Source organism: Luteitalea sp. TBR-22 (genome assembly GCF_016865485.1).
GTDB lineage: Bacteria > Acidobacteriota > Vicinamibacteria > Vicinamibacterales > Vicinamibacteraceae > Luteitalea.
In genome coordinates, this window is sequence record NZ_AP024452.1 from 1742890 (window position 1) to 1760502 (window position 17613).

General features: G+C 71.1%; 14 protein-coding genes. 1 reads left to right on the forward strand and 13 read right to left on the reverse strand.

Annotation, left to right across the window (positions count from 1 at the left end; genetic code table 11):
* Positions 1–89 precede the first annotated feature (89 nt).
* The 12 genes from TBR22_RS07060 to TBR22_RS07115 all read right to left on the reverse strand — a co-directional run bounded on the left by TBR22_RS07060 (position 90) and on the right by TBR22_RS07115 (position 15801).
* Positions 90–833, reverse strand: a complete 744-nt coding sequence (locus tag TBR22_RS07060) for a hypothetical protein (RefSeq protein WP_239492260.1) — start codon at positions 831–833, stop codon at positions 90–92.
* A gap of 171 nt (positions 834–1004) precedes the next feature.
* Positions 1005–2165: a hypothetical protein gene (locus tag TBR22_RS07065; RefSeq protein WP_239492261.1), complete on the reverse strand. Its 1161-nt coding sequence runs from the start codon at positions 2163–2165 to the stop codon at positions 1005–1007.
* A gap of 234 nt (positions 2166–2399) precedes the next feature.
* Complete coding sequence (locus TBR22_RS07070) at positions 2400–3551, reverse strand: universal stress protein (protein ID WP_239492262.1); 1152 nt, start codon at positions 3549–3551, stop codon at positions 2400–2402.
* Positions 3552–3564: 13 nt separating this feature from the next.
* The gene (kdpB, locus tag TBR22_RS07075; protein WP_239492263.1) at positions 3565–5607 is read right to left on the reverse strand and encodes a potassium-transporting ATPase subunit KdpB; all 2043 of its coding nucleotides are present in this window, start codon (positions 5605–5607) and stop codon (positions 3565–3567) included.
* Entirely contained in the window at positions 5604–6203 is a 600-nt protein-coding gene (gene kdpC, locus TBR22_RS07080) for a potassium-transporting ATPase subunit KdpC (RefSeq protein ID WP_239492264.1), read from the reverse strand. Before kdpC ends, kdpB begins: the two co-directional genes overlap by 4 nt.
* Positions 6200–7915 (reverse strand): potassium-transporting ATPase subunit KdpA, encoded by a 1716-nt coding sequence (kdpA, locus tag TBR22_RS07085; protein WP_239492265.1) that lies wholly within the window; start codon positions 7913–7915, stop codon positions 6200–6202. Before kdpA ends, kdpC begins: the two co-directional genes overlap by 4 nt.
* 5 nt (positions 7916–7920) lie before the next feature.
* Positions 7921–8028: a potassium-transporting ATPase subunit F gene (locus TBR22_RS07090; protein ID WP_239492266.1), complete on the reverse strand. Its 108-nt coding sequence runs from the start codon at positions 8026–8028 to the stop codon at positions 7921–7923.
* A gap of 73 nt (positions 8029–8101) precedes the next feature.
* Positions 8102–9304 carry an outer membrane beta-barrel protein gene (locus TBR22_RS07095; RefSeq protein ID WP_239492267.1) on the reverse strand — a complete coding sequence of 401 codons (1203 nt, stop codon included), beginning with the start codon at positions 9302–9304 and terminating at the stop codon, positions 8102–8104.
* 207 nt (positions 9305–9511) lie between these two features.
* Positions 9512–10216 (reverse strand): response regulator transcription factor, encoded by a 705-nt coding sequence (locus TBR22_RS07100; RefSeq protein WP_239492268.1) that lies wholly within the window; start codon positions 10214–10216, stop codon positions 9512–9514.
* On the reverse strand, positions 10203–11732 hold the full coding sequence (locus tag TBR22_RS07105; protein WP_239492269.1) for an ATP-binding protein: 1530 nt from the start codon (positions 11730–11732) through the stop codon (positions 10203–10205). Before TBR22_RS07105 ends, TBR22_RS07100 begins: the two co-directional genes overlap by 14 nt.
* A gap of 125 nt (positions 11733–11857) precedes the next feature.
* Entirely contained in the window at positions 11858–12748 is an 891-nt protein-coding gene (locus TBR22_RS07110) for a hypothetical protein (RefSeq protein ID WP_239492270.1), read from the reverse strand.
* Complete coding sequence (locus tag TBR22_RS07115; RefSeq protein ID WP_239492271.1) at positions 12745–15801, reverse strand: PVC-type heme-binding CxxCH protein; 3057 nt, start codon at positions 15799–15801, stop codon at positions 12745–12747. Before TBR22_RS07115 ends, TBR22_RS07110 begins: the two co-directional genes overlap by 4 nt.
* Before the next feature lie 101 nt (positions 15802–15902).
* Between TBR22_RS07115 and TBR22_RS07120 the strand changes: the two genes are divergently transcribed.
* A complete protein-coding gene (locus tag TBR22_RS07120; RefSeq protein ID WP_239492272.1) occupies positions 15903–16757 on the forward strand; it encodes a polysaccharide deacetylase family protein in 855 nt (284 codons plus the stop codon).
* Between the two features lie 85 nt (positions 16758–16842).
* Here the strand turns inward: TBR22_RS07120 and TBR22_RS07125 are convergent, their stop codons facing one another.
* Positions 16843–17583 (reverse strand): PIG-L deacetylase family protein, encoded by a 741-nt coding sequence (locus tag TBR22_RS07125; protein ID WP_239492273.1) that lies wholly within the window; start codon positions 17581–17583, stop codon positions 16843–16845.
* Positions 17584–17613: the final 30 nt, after the last annotated feature.

Below are 17613 nucleotides of genomic sequence, written 5' to 3' on the forward strand. Positions count from 1 at the left end.
GACTTGCCGGCAGGGGAGGGCGCGAGACCTTGCCCTGCCCTGTCCTGCGCTCCGCAGTGAGTGCGGCGGCCTGCCGGCGGTGCCGTCGCTCAGTCGGTCGCAGGCCGTCGGCCAAGGGCCGGGTCGGGACGCGCGATGCGACGCTCGGCCTCGGCCTTCACCATCCGCAGGACCACTTGTCGGATGATGACGACGCCCGGCGAGAATCGCGCCCAGTACCACCGGAACTTGCGCCGCGCCGTCGGGTCGGTGGCCACGGCGCGCGTCTCGGTCCGGAACTCTGATGTCGATGCGCTGACCGGGTCGACGCCCACCGTCCAGGCGATCTTGACGAAGCCGGGCTCGGCGAAGGCCGCGAAGGCGTCCGCGGGCAGGGGGCGGAACACGACCTCCGGCAGCCAGGGCTGCGTGACCGCACCGACAACGACTTCCCGTCCCGGGTCTTCCGCGAGCACCCCCCAACCGATCGACGTCATCCGGGCCAGCAGGCCATCGGGACCCAGCCTGCGGTCCGGCCTGGCGCCGAGCACCAGTTCCCTGGCGCGGATGATGCCGCCGATGATCGCCGACTCCTCCAGATCGGTGTCGAGCGCTGCCGCCAGGGTGACCGACGCGGGTGCCGACACGCGCACCCGATGCCGTTCCGCGATGTCGTACAGGGGCATGAATCGGTCGAGCCAGGGGTCGCTGTCACGCGTCTGCCGCCTCCGCCGACCGAACCTGAGATACGCGGCGCACACGGTGGCCCCATAGCCCGCCATCGCCAGTCCGAGTCCCGCGCCGATCCATCGCGTCGCGCTGGTCATCCGCACCTCCGACACCGTTGAAGGCATGGCGAGTGCCAACGCCGAACCCCCGAGGGGCGGGCAAGCGCGCGGCGCGCGAGCGGCCGCCGGGAAATCCTGCCCGGCGACTGCGGATTTCTGCCGACGACGCGAACGCACGGTCTGGCCGAAGACGAGGTGCGTCACGCCCTCGCCAGGACCTCACCTGCCCGGCCCCTGTCAGCGCCCGAGGGTATCGAGCGCCCGTCGCGCTCGCCTGGTCATGATCTGGTCGCCACTCCGCTCGGAGAAGGTCAGGGCGATCTGGAACTCGCGGCGCGCTCGCTCGGACTCGCCTGCCGCTGCGGCGATGTCGCCGAGTTCGCCGTGAATCCGCCCCGTCACCCAGTCGCGCGGCGCCGCTGCGAGTCCCCCCTGGAGATCGGCAATGGCGTCCGCGTGCCGGTGGAGGTGCGCCCGGGCCGTGCCTCGGTGTGCCAACCAGAGCGCCGCCTCGCCCAGGACCACCGGCGGGGCAAGCCAGACCCGATCCGAAATGCCCCGCGACAACACGTCGTCGGCCTCCTCCGGCCGATCGGCCGCCAGAGCCGCGGCGCCATGGTTGAGCCAGAGCAGGCGATTGCGCGGATACCGCTGTTCGAGATGGCGCAGGCGCTGCACCGCATTCGCGTGGCGCCCCTCGCGCGCCTCCAGGAGCATCAGCAGGAGGAGTGCGTCGGTCTCGGTGGCGCTGCCCGGTGTCGCCGCCTCACGGAGCAACGTCAGCGCGCGCGTGCGGTCGCCCGACAGGCCGGTCATATGGGCCAGCGTGCGCAGGGGCCACGCCAGCGTCGAGACCGTGTACTCGGACATCCCCAGCAGGAGCGCCGGCTCCCGCATCCGCGGGTCGTGCGCACGGGCGTCCTCCATGGCGGAGACCGCGCGCCTGCCCTGGCTGAGGGCACCCATCGTGCGGCCCTCCACCGTCGCCCGATACAGCGAGGCCAGCGCCGCCGTGGCGCCCACCTGGTAGTGTCCGTCGGCGTCGTCGTGCCGGTCCAACTGGCGGTCGGCCAGCATGGCGGCTGCCTTGAGCGACCGATGGAAGCGCGCCACCAGCGCCGGCGGCGGCGCCGGCCGCACGACGTCGTTCCTGGGAATGTCGCCCGTGAACGCCTCGAAGGTCGCGACTCCCTGCGCGAACAGGATCTCCATCCACGTCACCGCGGCGATGGCGCGCTGTGGTGCGGGATCGTCCGGGTCGGCCTCCACGGCCTGGGCGAGCGTCTCGTGGCTGGCCTCGAACTGCAGGTCGTAGGCGAGTGCAAATGCCTCTGCGGTGCGCGTCCGCGACTGCGGCGACGCTGCCGCCGGCACGGCCAGCAAGGCGGAAAGGACCATCGCCGCCGCGGCAATCAGAAGCCGGCACGTCGCGAGGCAGTGTCCCGGTCTGCAGGTCATCAGCATCCGTAGAGGCGAAACACGTGCCATCGGGGCGAGGGACGCGACGCTCGCTGCCAGCCGACACTCTGGTAAGCGGAGCACGAGTGGGCCAACGGCCGTGGGGCATTTTCCCCGCTTCTCGGGGCAGGCAGTGGCGCGTCATCCTCACCAGGGCCCGGCGTGGCCCGCGGCTCAATGCTGGCCGTGGCCGTTGAGCGGCACGACCTGCACCGTCGCATCGGGCACGGCCTCGAGGAAGCGGTCGAGGGTGGACCCACGCCACAACAGCTCCCAGCGCGACCGCGCGGTCTGGCCGAAGACGACGTGCGTCACGCCCTCGCGCTGTGCGAATGCGATAAGGCCCTCTGCGGGCTTGGCGGCGTGTACGCGGACAACGGTCGCGCCGAGTGACTCTGCCAGCCGGATGTTCTGCTGCAGCGCCTCCGCGTCGCGCGCCTTGATGGTGTCTGGCGTCTCGGACGGGGTCTCCACATACACCGCGTACCAGCGCGACCCGAGGCGCCCGGCGATGCGCGCGCCGGTCCGGACTACCCGTGGCGCCTCCGGATTCGAGCTCATGCACACCATGACGCGTTCGGGAATCACTGCCGGGGCCAGGCCTTCGCGCGCCCGGTAGTCTGCCGCCTTCCCGCCCACGTCGTCGGCCACGACGCGCAACGCCAGTTCGCGCAACGTCGAGAGGTTGCCCTTGCGGAAGAAGTTCGAGAGCGCATGCTCGATCTTCTCGGGCCGGTAGATCCGTCCCTCGCGCAGCCGCGTCCGCAGTTCCCCGACGGTGACGTCCACGTTGACGACCTCGTCGGCGCGTTCGAGGAACGTGTCGGGCACCGTCTCGCGCACGCGGACGCCGGTCGCACGCGCCACGGCGTCGTTGAGCGTCTCGAGGTGCTGGATGTTGACGGCCGTCATCACGCCGATGCCCGCGTCGAGCAGCGCCAGCACGTCCTCGTAGCGCTTGGCCCTGGCGCTCCCCGGCGCGTTGGTGTGCGCGAGTTCATCCACGACGCACACCGCCGGGTGGCGCGCGATCACGGCATCCACGTCGAGTTCCTCCAGCGTGACCCCACGGTAGGCCACCGTCCGGCGGGGCACCACCTCGAGGTCGCCGACCTGCGCCTCGGTGTCGGCGCGGCCGTACGTCTCGACGAACCCGATCACCACGTCGACGCCCTTGGCCCTGAGCCCGTGCGCGTCCTGCAGCATCGAGTAGGTCTTGCCGACGCCCGGCGCCGCGCCGATGTACACGCGCAGCCGCGCCCGCGCGGCCTGCTGGAGCTCGGCGAGGATCGCGTCCGGCGAACGTCGAGGGGCGGCCGGTGTCACGGGCATCACTCCGTCACGCCAGGCCCAGGACGACGAGCACCATGTCGATGGCCTTGATGCCCACGAACGGGACGATCACGCCCCCGAGGCCGTAGACCAGGAGGTTGCGGCGCAGCACCGCGGCAGCGCCCAGGGGCGTGTAGCGCACGCCGCGCAGCGCCAGCGGGATCAGCACGATGATGATCAGGGCGTTGAAGATGACGGCCGACAGGATGGCCGACTCGGGAGTCGCCAGGCGCATGACGTTCAGTGCCTGCAGCCGGGGGAACGCCAGCAGGAACATCGCGGGGATGATCGCGAAGTACTTGGCCACGTCGTTGGCGATCGAGAACGTGGTCAGCGCGCCCCGCGTCATCAGCAGTTGCTTGCCGATCTCGACGATCTCGATCAGCTTGGTGGGGTTCGAGTCCAGGTCCACCATGTTGCCGGCTTCCTTGGCGGCCGTCGTGCCGCTGTTCATCGCCACCCCGACGTCGGCCTGTGCGAGTGCCGGTGCGTCGTTGGTGCCGTCGCCGGTCATCGCCACGAGCTTGCCCGCGGCCTGTTCGCGCTTGATCAGCGCCATCTTGTCTTCCGGCCTCGCCTCCGCGAGGAAGTCGTCGACGCCGGCTTCCCTCGCGATTGCCTCGGCGGTCACGGGGTTGTCGCCCGTGATCATCACCGTCCGGATGCCCATCGCTCGCAGCGCGTCGAACCGCTGGCGCATGCCGCCCTTGACGATGTCCTTGAGGTGGATGACCCCGAGGGCGCGCGTGTCATCGGCGACGACGAGCGGAGTGCCGCCGGAGCGCGACACGCGATCGACGAGCGCGGTGAGTTCCGTGGGCACGCGGCCGCCGAGTTCACGCACGTGGGTGGCGATCGCCTCCGCGGCCCCCTTGCGCAGCCGCCTGGCTGGCAGGTCCACACCCGACATGCGGGTCTGGGCCGTGAAGGCCACGAAGGTGGCCTCGTGCGGCTCGAGCGTCCTGGCACGCAGGCCGAAGCGTTCCTTGGCGAGCACGACGATCGAGCGTCCCTCCGGTGTCTCGTCGGCCAGCGACGCGAGTTGCGCAGCCTCGGCCAGCTCACGCTCCTCCACGCCGGACACGGGCAGGAACTCCGCGGCCTGGCGGTCACCCAGCGTGATCGTGCCCGTCTTGTCCAACAGGAGCGTGTCCACGTCGCCGGCGGCCTCGACGGCGCGTCCCGACATCGCGAGCACGTTGTGCTGCACGAGCCGATCCATGCCGGCGATGCCGATGGCCGAGATCAGGGCCCCGATCGTCGTCGGAATGAGGCACACCAGCAACGCGACGAGCACGGGGACGGAGATGGACGTGCCGGCGTAGCGCGCGAACGGCTCGAGGGTCGCCACGACCAGCAGGAACACGAGGGAGAGCGCGGCCAGCAGGATGCCGAGCGCCAGCTCGTTCGGTGTCTTCTGCCGTTGTGCCCCTTCCACGAGCGCGATCATCCGGTCGAGGAACGTATGCCCCGGGTCCGCCGTGACGCGCACCACGATGACATCCGACAGCACGCGGGTGCCGCCCGTCACCGCGGAGCGGTCGCCGCCCGACTCGCGAATCACCGGGGCGGATTCTCCGGTGATCGCCGACTCGTCCACCGAGGCCACGCCCTCCACGATCTCGCCATCGGCCGGGATGAACTCGCCGGCCGACACGCGGACGAGGTCGCCCTTCCGGAGGCTCGAGGCCGACACCTCCTCGGTATTTCCGTCGGCATCGATCCGGTGGGCCACGGTCTCGGTGCGCGTCCGGCGCAGCGTGCTGGCCTGGGCCTTCCCTCGTCCCTCGGCCATCGCCTCGGCGAAGTTGGCGAAGAGCACCGTGAACCAGAGCCAGACGGCCACCTGCCCGGTGAACAGCACGTTGCCCGTGCCGGTCGCGATCTCCTGCCCGAGGGCGAGCGTGGTGAGCAGACTGCCGGCCGTGACGAGGCACATCACGGGATTGCGCAGCTGGACCCGCGGATCGAGCTTCCTGAAGGCATCGACCGTGGCCTGGCGCACGATGGCGCCATCCCACATGGACACCTGGCGAGCATGGTCGGTCATGGGACGAGTCCTGGGTCCTTGCGGGGTGTCGGGTACTCCGCGTCGAGCGCGAGGTTGAGTCGCAGCACGTTGACGCGCCACTGGCCGAGGACGCCGAAGGTCGGCGGCTCGGTGGACGCCTCGACGAGGCGGCGGACGTCGGCGACGTCGGCGTGGCGGGCTGCCGCGACCCGGGCGACCTGCACGTCGATGGCCGTGGGGGACAGGTGCGGATCCAGCCCCGCGCCACTCGCCGTCACGAGATCGGCCGGGACGGCACCGCGTTGCAGCGCCTCCCGCGTACGGACGGCGGCGACGCGCGCGCGCACCGCGGCGAGGTGGTCGGGATTGACCGGCCCGAGGTTGCTGCCGCCGGACGCGGCGGCGTCGTAGTCCACGGCGGACGGCCGGGGCCGGAAGTAGCCGTCACCGGTGAACGCCTGCGCAATCAGGGCCGAGCCGACGAGCCTGCCATCGGCGAGGGTGACCAGCGACCCCTGCGCCTGGTGGCGGAAAGCCGTCTGCGCGAAGCCCCAGACGACCAGCGGGTAGGCGCCGCCGAACAGCAGCATCGTGACGATCGCGAAGCGGACGCCGCGCATCAGGTCCGCGGTCATCGCGTGACTCCTTGTGAGAGGTGCTCCGCGATCGGCCCGAGCACGGCGACCGGGAGGAACATCAGCAGTCCGACGATGATCGTCACACCCCACAACATCACGCCGAAGGTGGCCGAGTCGGCCCGCAACGAGCCCGCGCTCTCGTCGGCGCGCGGCTTGGCGGCCAGCGACGCCACCAGCGCGACGGGCGCGATGATCGGGATGTAGCGCGAGCACAGCATCACGAGGCCTGTCGCCACGTTCCAGAACGGCGTGTTGTCGCCCAGGCCCTCGAATCCGGAGCCGTTGTTGGCCGCCGCCGACGTGAACTCGTACAGCATCTCGGAGAAGCCGTGAGGTCCGGGGTTCTTCAGCCAGGCGAGCGCGGCACCCGGGCCTGGGGTCTGCACCCACACGAGGCAGGCGATCGCCGTCGTGACGAGGATGGCGAGCGGATGCCAGAGCAGCGCCAGGCTGGCCAGCTTCATCTCCCGCGCCTCGACCTTCTTGCCGAGGAACTCCGGCGTGCGGCCGACCATCATGCCGGCGACGAACACGGTCACGACCACGTAGAGCACCATGTTGATGAAGCCCACGCCGACGCCGCCGAACACGTTGTTGAGCCACATGCCGACCAGTGGCATGAGCCCGCCGAGGGGCGTCATCGAGTCGTGCATCGCATTCACGGACCCGTTGGAGGTCACCGTCGTCGTGACCGCCCAGAGCGCTGAAAGTCCTGCTCCGAACCGCACCTCCTTGCCCTCGAACGACCCGCGCGAGGCGTCCACCCCGAGCGCGGTCAGCGGTGCGCTGCCGGCCCCTTCGGCCAGCGTCGCGGCGACGACCATCGGCACGTAGATGGCCAGCATGGTCGCGAAGAGCACCACGGCCAGACGGCGGCGCCGCACGAAGTGACCGAATGTCCACACCATGGCCATGGGGATGGCCACGATCGACCAGGCCTCGACGAGATTGGACAGCGGCGTCGGGTTCTCGAAGGGGTGCGCCGAGTTCGACCCGAAGTAGCCGCCGCCATTGGTGCCGAGCTGCTTGATGGCGACTTCGGGTGCCACCATGCCGCGCGCGATCGTCTGCGTGCCGCCCTCCACCGTCCGGGCGGTGACGGCGCCGCGGTACGTGACGGGCGCACCCTGCCACGCGAGCACCAGCGCCACCGGCAGCGCGAGCGGCAGCAGGACCCGCACCGAAGCGCGCGTGCAGTCGCGGTAGAAGTTGCCCAGCGTGTCGAGTCGACTGCCCGCGAGCCCACGGAACACGGCGATGCCCGCGGCGATGCCGGTGGCGGCCGTCACGAACTGCAGCCAGACGACCACGAACAACTGCGAGAACGTGGACAGGCCCGTTTCTCCGCTGTAGTGCTGCAGGTTGGTGTTGGTCGCGAAGCTCACGGCCGTGTTGAAGGCCAGCGTCGGCTCCATGCTGGCGATGCCGTCGGGATTGAGCGGCAGGGCGGCCTGCATGACCAGGAGCAGGTACGCGGCGCCCCACATGACGAGGTTGGAGGCCAGCAGGCTCATGCAGTATGCACGCCAGTCCTGTTGCGCGCTCGAAGCTCCGGTCACCCGCAGCACCATGCCCTCGACAGGCGCGAGGACAGGGTCGAGCCAGGTCGGCTGGTCGGTGAAGACCCTCCAGATGTAGCGCCCGATCGGCACGCTCGTGAGCACGAACGCGGCGATCGTCGCGAGGTTGATGACGATGTCGGCGGACATGGCGATCAGAAGCGCTCCGGGCGCAGCATGGCGTAGACCAGATAGACGAACGCGACGATCGCGAGGCAGAGGGCGAGCAGGGTCATGGAAGCCTCACAGGCGCGAGCAGGCATTCACGAACGCGAGCATGGCCGCGAATCCGACCAGTCCCAGCAGCAGCATTCCGGCGGTCAGCATGGTGACGTCCTACCAGGGACCCGACTTGTTGCCGAACCACCACACGAGGCCGGCGGTGAGGGTGTCCTGGGCGCGTCGGAGTTCGCCCGGGACCGCACTGGTGAAGTACGGCTGGTTCGACCAGTCGCGGCGGTACTCGCCACGCACGAGGAAGCCGTCGGCGAGCCGGTATTCGCAGGTCGCCGTGAGCTCCTGCAACTGCTGGTCGATGCCGCCGAAGAGGCCCTCGTCATCGAGGTACTCGTAGCGCACCGCCAGTGCGAAGGGCCGCGCGAGCTGGTAGCGGACGTACGCGCCGAGGCCGGTGGTCGCCAACGCCTCGTCGGCTTGCCTGACCTCGCTGGTGGTGTGGTTGACGTCGAGCGCGAGCGTCAGCGCTGGTGTGGCCATCCAGGTGACGTACGTGTCCAGCACACGGAAGAACCCGTCGGGTCCGCCGGGTGCACCGTTGTCGGGCTGTTCCTGCCCGGCGTAGTAGTTGACCGTCCAGCTCACGCCCTTCGCAGGCGTGACGACCGCGGCGACATGGCTGCTCTTGAAGTCGTTGAACTCCTCGGTCTGCTGGATGCCGTTCGTGAGCATGTACATCAGCGTCAGGCGGTCGTGCACCGGCAGGCTCACGCGCAGGCCGGCGTGGTAGTACGGCAGGAAGTTGAACAGGTACGCGCGCGAGAAGTGATGGTCGTCCCTGGCGTAGTTGGTCTCGTACCCGAGGCTCGACGCGAACTTGCCGAAGTCGGTCTGCAGGCCGCGTCCGACGGGGAACACGTAGGTGCCGTAGGCCTGCCACAGGTTCCGGTACAGCTCGGGACGGGGCTCGTTGGCCGGGCTCCCCTGCAGCACCGCCGTGGCCTGGCCGAACTGCAGGTCCACGCGGGCGCCGAAGCGGCGGCCGGCGGCGACATCCGTGGCGCTCTCGATGATCAGTGCCGTTTGCTGCAGGCCGAACGTGTTGGCGCGCGTGTCGTAGGCGCGCAGCAGCGAGATGCGGTCATACGGCTGGTTGGCGTTCCACTGGTAGTACCCCTCGAGCGTGACGCCGAACCGGATGTGGCGGAACGGGTCCGGATCGGGCCGCGGCACGGCGGGCGGCGCCGCGGGGGGAGCGGCCTCCTGTGCGGCGAGTCGCGTCTGTGTTCCCGCGATCGCGCACGTGAGGCCGATGATGATCCGGGCCAGGCGCCAGGTTCCGAGCACTCCCTCCGACGACATCCCGCCTCCTCGCCATGAGAGTAGGGAGGTCGCCCTGAAGTCGGGATCAGGAGTGCCTCAAGAACCACTGAAGAACGCCGCACGCCGAACGCCGCACGCAGGCGTTGTCGAGGCCAACCGCTGACGCTGCCGGCGCCAGGGCCGGCTGGGGGGCAGGGGCGTGCGGTGTGCGGTGCGCCAGCCGGTGTCCGAACGGGGAAGGCTGCCCTACGACGACGGCTCGCGGGTGCTGAAGCGGTAGCCCACCCAGGGCTCGCTGAGCAGGTAACGCGGCTGGGTGGGATCGATCTCGATCTTCTTGCGCAGCTGCGACATCAGCGTCCACAGATGCTCGGGCTGCTCCACCGCGTTGCCGCCCCAGATGGCCTTGAGGATGGCGCGGTGCGTGAGCACGCGGTCGTGGTTGCGGGCCAGCAGCGTCAGCAACTCGAACTCCTTCGGCGTGAGACGGATCTCGTCGCCGTCACGCACCACGCGGCGCCGGTCGTGGTCGATCACCAGGCCGCCCGCTTCGAGCACGCCGCTCGCGTCGTTCACCGCATCGGCGCGTCGTCGCAGGGCGACCCGGATGCGCGCGAGCAACTCTTCCGGACCGAACGGCTTGGTGACGTAGTCATCGGCACCGAGGTCGAGCGCAGCGACCTTGTCGGCCTCGGCCGTACGTGCCGAAAGCACGATGATCGGCGCCGGGCCGAGTGCGCGCATGCGACGACAGACCTCGATGCCGTCGAGGTCAGGAAGGCCGAGGTCGAGCACGACGAGATCCGGCGGGGCATGCTCGGCCTGGTGCAGCGCGTCGTGCCCGGTCGCCGAGACGACCACGTCGTACCCGCGGCTTCGCAGCAGCGTCGCCACCGATCGCTGCAGCGCGACCTCGTCGTCCACGAGCAGGATGCGTTCACGTGCGGTCATGGCGCTCCTCGCCCTCGGGCGCCAGGGCCTCGCCCACGGGCACGCGCATCGTGAAGCGGGCGCCGCCTCCGGCGCGATTGTCGGCCCAGATGTGCCCGCCCTGCGCCGCCAGCAGGCCTCGGGCGATCCAGAGGCCCATGCCGGTGCCCGAGGGCCGACGGTCGCCGCCGGCTCCGCGATAGAAGCGCTCGAAGATGCGCGGGAGGTCCTCGGGAGGCACGCCGGGGCCCTCGTCGTGTACGGACAGTTCGAGGGTGTCTGCGTCGATCCGGGTGGTCACGTGGATGGCCGTGCCGACGGGCGCGTACTGCGCCGCATTCTCCAGCACGTGTGCGAGCGCGGCGGCCGTCAGCCTCGGGTCGACACGGACGGCGACCTCGCCGCCCTCCTCCACCTCCACGCGATGCCCCAGGAGGGCAGGGGCGGCCTGCGCTCGAGCGGCCTCGACGATCTCCGACGGATGCGTGCGACGCCGCTCGGCGGCGACGGCGCCTGCGTCGAGGCGGGCCATGTCGAGCAGGTTCTGGAAGAGCCGGTCGAGGCGTGCGACCTCGGACAGGACGATGCTGGCCTGTGCCTCGCGCTCGTCAGGTGGCAGGTCGCCCGATCGGAGGTTCTCGGCGCCGACCCGGATGGCAGTCAGGGGGGTGCGCAGGTCGTGCCCGATCGAGGCCAGCAGCGTCGTCTTGAGCGCTTCGCTCTGCCGCGTGTGTGCCGCCTTGCGTCGCTCCTCCAGCATCTGGACTCGCTCGACTGCGAGGGCCGCGAGCCCGGCAATCGCATCGAGCGTTCCGGCATCCACGTGCCCGCGCTCGGTCGCCAGCAGGCCGATGGGGCGCGTGCCGACACGGAGGGGCACGAGGTGTATCTGCTGATCGTCGATCCGCAGGGGCCGGTGCCCGGCATAGGTGCGCGCCTCGGCATCGAACTCGAGGCGCTGACGTGCCGTGTCGAGCGCTTCGGCGAGGGCCGCCTCCGGCAGTGCCAGGGCTCGCGTGCCCGCATTGACAATGTCCCACGCCCCTCCGCCACCGGGCAACGCCAGCGCCGCGAAGGCGAGATCGAAGCGTCTCGCGATGGCGCGGGCTACGGCGACGATCCCTTCCCGCGAGTCCTCGGTCAGCAGCACGTCGCGGCTCAGGTCGTAGAGCCGTGCGAGTTCGGCGCGCCTGGCCTGCGCCTCGTCGGCTCGTGTGCGGGCACGCGCCGACAGGTTGCTGGCCACCACGCTGACGACGAGGAAGGCCCCGAGCGCCACCCAATTCTGGGGATCGGCAACCGTCAGCGTGCGAACGGGAGGAAGGAAGAAGAAGTTGAAGCTGAGCATCGCGACCAGCGACGTCACGATCGCTGCCACCAGCGTGGACGAGGCCGCCACCAGCAGCACCACCAGCAGGAACGTCGTGGAGACGATGGCGGCGTTCTGGATGTGGAGAACCGACGTGTAGACCACGGTGAGGGTCGCGACTGCCGCGAGGCCCAGCAGCTGCACCGTGGCGTGGCGTCGCGTGCGCATGGCGTCTCATCCTACCCGCGTCCCCGCCGCGGTGCCCGCCGACAGTCTCCGCACGGCACCAGCGGTCAAGCCAGGTGACGTGCGGGTCGCAACGGAAAGCCGAGGCCCGCCCTCGAGGCCGCGCCCTACAGCTTCTGGCGCTGTTCGGGTGTCAGCCAGGCGTCCTGCACGGCGCCGCTCGCGATCGCGGCCTTCAGCCTGGTACGTCCGGCGTCGCTCCTGAGCAGCGCGTTGATGGCGAGGCCGCGATTGCGTTCGGTGTACTCCGGGAAGCGCCGCACCAGCGCAGCGGCGGCGCGCGGGTCGAGCAGGTCGCCGAGCGCGCCGATGGCGCCCATCTGCAACTCGGGATCGACCTCGCGCGACAGGTAGCGCTCGATCTGCGCGCCGACGCGGTCGAACGGCAGGACCGCCAGCATGCGCAGCGCGTCGTAGCGGGTGCCGTTGCGCACCGCCGGGTCGTCGGCCATGCGCTCGGCCAGGTCGAGCGCCCGCGTCCACCGGGCGCGGCGCGTCGGCGCCTGCGCCAGCCAGGGCGCGATCACGTCGCGCGGCGCCGCGCCTGCCTGCGACAGGCCCATCACGACGCCGCCGCCGAGCACCACCGCCTGCCAGTCGCGCAGCGGCGCCGCCTCGGCCGGCAGCGACACGTCCATGAGGGCCTGCAGCGCCGCCTCGTCCCGCGCGCGCCCGGCCGCCACGGCGACCCGCCAGATCCACGGAATCCTCCGGTACTCCTCCGCCTCGTCACGGTCGGGCAGGCCGGCGACCAGCGCCGTCACGACGTCGGCGGCCCTCGGCGCCGCGTCCCGCGCCAGTCCCTCGCGCGCCTTCTGGTCCCGCGTGTCGTCGAGTAGCGCCGCCGCCACCGCCTCCGGCGGCGCCACCTTTCCGTCCGGCAGCGGTGCCTGCGCAAGGACGCTGGCCGCAAGGACCACCGTGGCCGCGAGCACGAGCAGGCCGGTGCACACGCCCAGACCACCGACCGCCGACTGCCGATCGCCACGCCCGTTCATCGCGCAGCGCTCCGCGGGGCCGAGGTGAGGAAGGCGAGCAGGTGCGCCATGTCGTCGGGCGAGATCACTTCCGAGAACGAGGCGGGCATGATCGACTGCGGCACCACGGTCATCGTCCTGATGTCACCGCGACGCACGGTGGTGGTGACGCCCGGGCCCTGGCGGAACGTGATGCTGGTGGGCGACTGCTCGCCGATCACGCCCACCAGCGGGTCGCCGCCCTGCCGCTCCACCGAGTACGTCTCGTAGTGCTGCGCGATGGAGCGATTCGGCTCGAGGATGTTCTGCAGGAGCACGGGCATCGGCTGGTGCCGCACCGTCGAGAGGTCGGGGCCGATCTCGTTGCCGCGGCGGCCGTCCACCTGGTGGCACATGGAGCAGTGCGTCGCGTACACGCCCTCGCCGCGCGCCGCGTCGCCGCGGCCGCCGAGGGCGGCCGAGTAGCGGGCGAGCCGCTCGGCGCGGGCCTCGGGCGCTTCCTCGAGCACGGTGCGGGCGCGCGCGCGTATGGCCTCGTCGCGATGCATGATGAGGCTGCGCGTGTGGCCGAAGTTCAGCATCCAGCGCTTCACGTCGCCGTTCTGCAGCGCGTCGAGCATGGCGATCGAGCCTTCCCGCCGCGCCAGGATCACCGTGGCCGCCGACGTGCGCACCGGCGTGGAGAGCGTCGGCCACTTGGAGAGCAGGAAGGTCGGCGTGCCAGCGCCCGGGATGCGCCCGAGGGCCACCACGCCGGCGATCTGCACGGCGTCGGGCTCGGTCGGCGTGATGACCGACTCGAAGAGGGCGCGCGCGGCCGGCGCGTCGGCGAGGGCGAGCAGCGTGATCGCATCGACGCGGGCCTCGGCGGGGGCCGCAGCGTCGCCCACGACGCGCCGCGCGGTGGCCATGGCCGCCGTCGCCGCCGGACCGGCGTCGATGCCGCTCACCCCGAGCAACTGCACGGCGGCGCGACGCACGCGCGGCTGCGTGCCCGTGGCGAGCGTGAGCAGCGTGTCCTGACTGGCCGCGAGGCGACGACGGTCGCCCGATCCGACCAGGCCGCGCGCCATGCCCTCGAGCAGCGAGGCGCGCCACCAGTCGCCCGCCGGACCGGTCGTGCTGCTCACGGCCGTGATGGCGCGTCCCAGTTCGTCACCCTTCTGCCGCGCGGCGAGGACGCCGCCGAGGCGATCGAAGAACCTGGCTCGCCCCGGCGTCTCGCTGGCCGTGAACGGCGAGTCCGGCTGCAGCGCGCGGTCGAAGTAGGCGGCGGCACGGTCCGACGAGGCGCTCAGCGCCGCCACCTGCACCCATTCGTCCTCCAGGTCGGCGACCAGCAGCCGCTCCTGCGCGGTGCGCGATTCGGGGGTGTCGAGCGACCCCAGCGTGGCGAGCAACTGGAAGCGCACGCGCGCATGGCGGTCGCCCGTCGTGCCGAGCAGGGCCGTGGCGACCGCGTCCTGATCGAGGAAGCGCTCGGCCAGGACGATGGCGTTCTCGCGCACGCCGGGATCCTCGTCCTTCAGCGCGAGCAGCACGTGCGCCGGTTCGAGGCGTCCGAGGCCCTCCAGCGTCCACAGCGCATGCAGGCGACCGAGCGCCGACGGCCGCGCCGCGACCATCGCCGCAAGCGCCGGCGCGGCGTCCCGCCGCCGGCCGTGCACGAGCAGCCGCTGGGCCGTGCGTCGCCACCACACGTTGCCGTGCGCCAGCGCCTCGACCAGCTGTGCGTCGGTCGCGCGCCCCAGTGCCGGCCGCATGTGCGCGCGCGTCGCCGCTGCGCCATCGGTCGCGACGACCCGGTAGATGCGGCCGCGATCCTGCCCGGTCGAGAGGATCTCCGGGTTGCGCTGCAGGTCGCTCGAGGCCCACTCCGGGTGTTCGATGTAGGGGCGGTAGTAGTCGATCACGTACAGCGCGCCGTCAGGCCCCACGTACATGTTGACGGGCCGGAACCAGGCGTCCTGCGATGCGAGGAACTCCATGTCGGCGCGGGCCCGGCTGGCCACGAACGTCGAGCCCTGCGGCCGCAGCACGTCGCGGTGGATCAGGTTGTGTACCGGCTCGGCGATGAGGGTCGTGCCTTCGTAGCCCGCCGGGAACGCCCCGCCGCCGTACACGGTGAGCGCGCACGCCGAGGTGAACTGGCCCGCCTCGGTGAGCAGGTCGAACCGCGCGCCATGGGTGATCGGCATGATGTTGTTGTTGCCGTGATCGGAGATCTCGGCCATCGCCGTCGTGAGCAGCAGGTGCGGGTTGCGCTCGAGGTACCGCGCGGCAATCACCTCGTGCCGCTGGTGGATCGAGTTGTTGTGCGCGAAGAAGTGCCCGTGCGCATCGAAGGCGTTGCCGTATTGCGTGCGGCTCGAGAGTCCTTCCACCTTGAACTCGTCGGGCTTGAGGCGCACTCCCCGGCCCTTGGCGTCGAGCGCCTTGCCGTCGGGCATCGCCGCGAAGCGCAGGTCGGTGCCCTTGTCGCCGAACAGTTCTCGGTAGATGACGGGCTCGGAGCCGCCGGAGTGCGCCAGGTAGATCCAGTTGTCGAGGCCGAACACCGGGTGGTTCACGGCGTGCTGCGGGTTGGTCTTGGCAAAGCCGGTGAGCACCACCTCGCGGACGTCGGCCTTGCCGTCGCCGTTGACGTCCTCGAAGTAGAGGAGGTCGGGCGGGCTCGTCACGAGGATGCCCTTCTTGTAGCGCATCACGCCGCTCGGGAGCCGCAGGTTGTCGGCAAAGAGCGTCGCCTTGTCGACGCGCCCGTCGCCGTTGGTGTCCTCGAGCAGCTTGACCCGGCCGGTGGGCGACACGTCGAGCGGATAGCCCGGCATCTCGACGACCCAGATGCGCCCGTCCTCGTCGATGTCCATCGCCACCGGGCTCTGCACGTCCGGCTCGCTGGCCACCAGTTCCACGCGGAAGCCGGGCTCGGTGCGGATCTTCGTGATCGAGACCTCGGGGGCGTACGGGGGCGCCGCGGCAGGCGCGGACCCGCCCTGGCCGAGGAGTGAGCTACCGCCAGCGAGGACGGCCGTCGCGACGACGCCGCCCAGGAGGGTGTTTCGAATGAGCACCGCGGACCTTGCCTCCCGGAGGTGAGACGAACACCAAGTCTACAGCGTCCTCGCAGCCGTCGGTCGCGTGCCTGCGGTACCATCCGCGCGGAGCCCCCCGCATGCGCATCGTGCCCGTCCGTGCCGCCCTCGCCGCGCTGGTCCTCACCGCGGCCCTCGCCCTCGTACCCGTGCCTGTGTCGACATCTCCCGGCGTCCAGGCGGCGCCCGTCGTCGCCGCCACGGTGGGCTGGCCGGGCGGCGCGCGCATGGCGCTCAGCCTGTCGTTCGACGATGGCCGGGCCAGTCAGGTGACGCAGGGCCTGCCGGTGTTTGCCCGACACGGGGCGCGGGTCACGCTGTACGTGGTGCCGTCGGCGGTCGAACGGTCACTCGACCTGTGGAAGCAGGCCGCCGCGGCCGGACACGAGATCGCCAACCACTCGCTGACGCACTCCTGCAGCGGCAACTTCCCGTTCTCGCGGCAGAAGGCGCTCGAGGAGCACTCGATCGACCGCATGCGCGAGGAACTCGCGCAGGCCAACCGTCGCATCGTCGAGTTGCTCGGCGTGCCACCGCCCCGCAGCTTCGCCTACCCGTGCGGGCAGACGTTCGTGGGCCGGGGTCGGGACACGCGGAGCTACGTGCCGGTGGTGGCCGAGGCGTTCGTGTCGGGGCGCACGTGGATGGACGAGGCTCCCAACGATCCGGCCTACGTCGACCTCGCGCAGGCGACCGGCATCGAGATGGACGGGCGGGAGTTCGCCGACCTGCTGCCGGTGGTCGAGGGGGCGCGGACCGCGGGGGCGTGGCTCGTGCTCGCCGGGCACGACATCGGGGCAGGCGGCCGGCAGACCACGCGCGTCGCGATGCTCGACGCGCTGCTCGCCCATGCCAGGGATCCCGCCAACGGCATCTGGCTGGCCCCGGTCGGCGACGTGGCCGATCACATCGTCAAGGCACGGGGCCACCGGTGAGCCCGCGAGTCCCTCGGGGCAGGGCGCCGGGGACGCAGGCGCACGCCTGCCGCAGCCGTTGCGGGCACGACGCGGCGGCGCGTGATCAGCGCAGCACGAGGAACGGCTCCTCGTGGGTGAGGTAGCGACGATACCCGTCGGTCTCGAAGGGAGTCGGGCGCGTCGGGGTGATCACGTCGAGGTGGCTGCGGAACTGCTGCAGCGCCTGTTGTTCGAGCGCCCTGAACCCGGACACGTCGACGCCGACGCGCCGGCGCGGGACGGCCGACAGGTCGGTGTCCCGCTTCAGGGTCACGATGAACTCGAAGACCTCGCCGCAGGCCCCCGACGCCTCGCAGGCGGCGCGCGCGATGGCATTGGTGGCGACGTGCTCGGCGTGCCCCTCGAAGGGACTCGGGATGTAGAGCTCGGAGGGACGCAACTCGGCCAGCAGTGCCGTGACGCGGCGGGTCGTCTCGGCCTGCTCGGCGACCAGGCGCTCGTTCTGCACGTCGAGGAACCGGATCTCGCCCTTGCCGCCGGTGAGGATGTCCACGGACCGGCGCGTCTCGTCCTTGCGCATCGTGGACACTTCCAACTCGCTGGGGTTGCTGGTCACGCCGAACCGGCGCAGCAGCGCCCGCCCGTCGGTCACCACGACCACGACCACGCGACGGCCTTCCGCGGCGCGCCTGGCAATCACGCCGCCGCAACCCAGCGTCTCGTCGTCGGGGTGCGGTGCGAGAACGACCACCGGACCGGCCTGGGCGGCACGCAGGCGTCCGTGGGCAGGCGCGCCCGCCAGGGCGAGGAGGAGGCCGACGAGGGCAAGACGGGAGAGCCGCATGGAGGGGTATTAGAACGCAGAAACACCTGA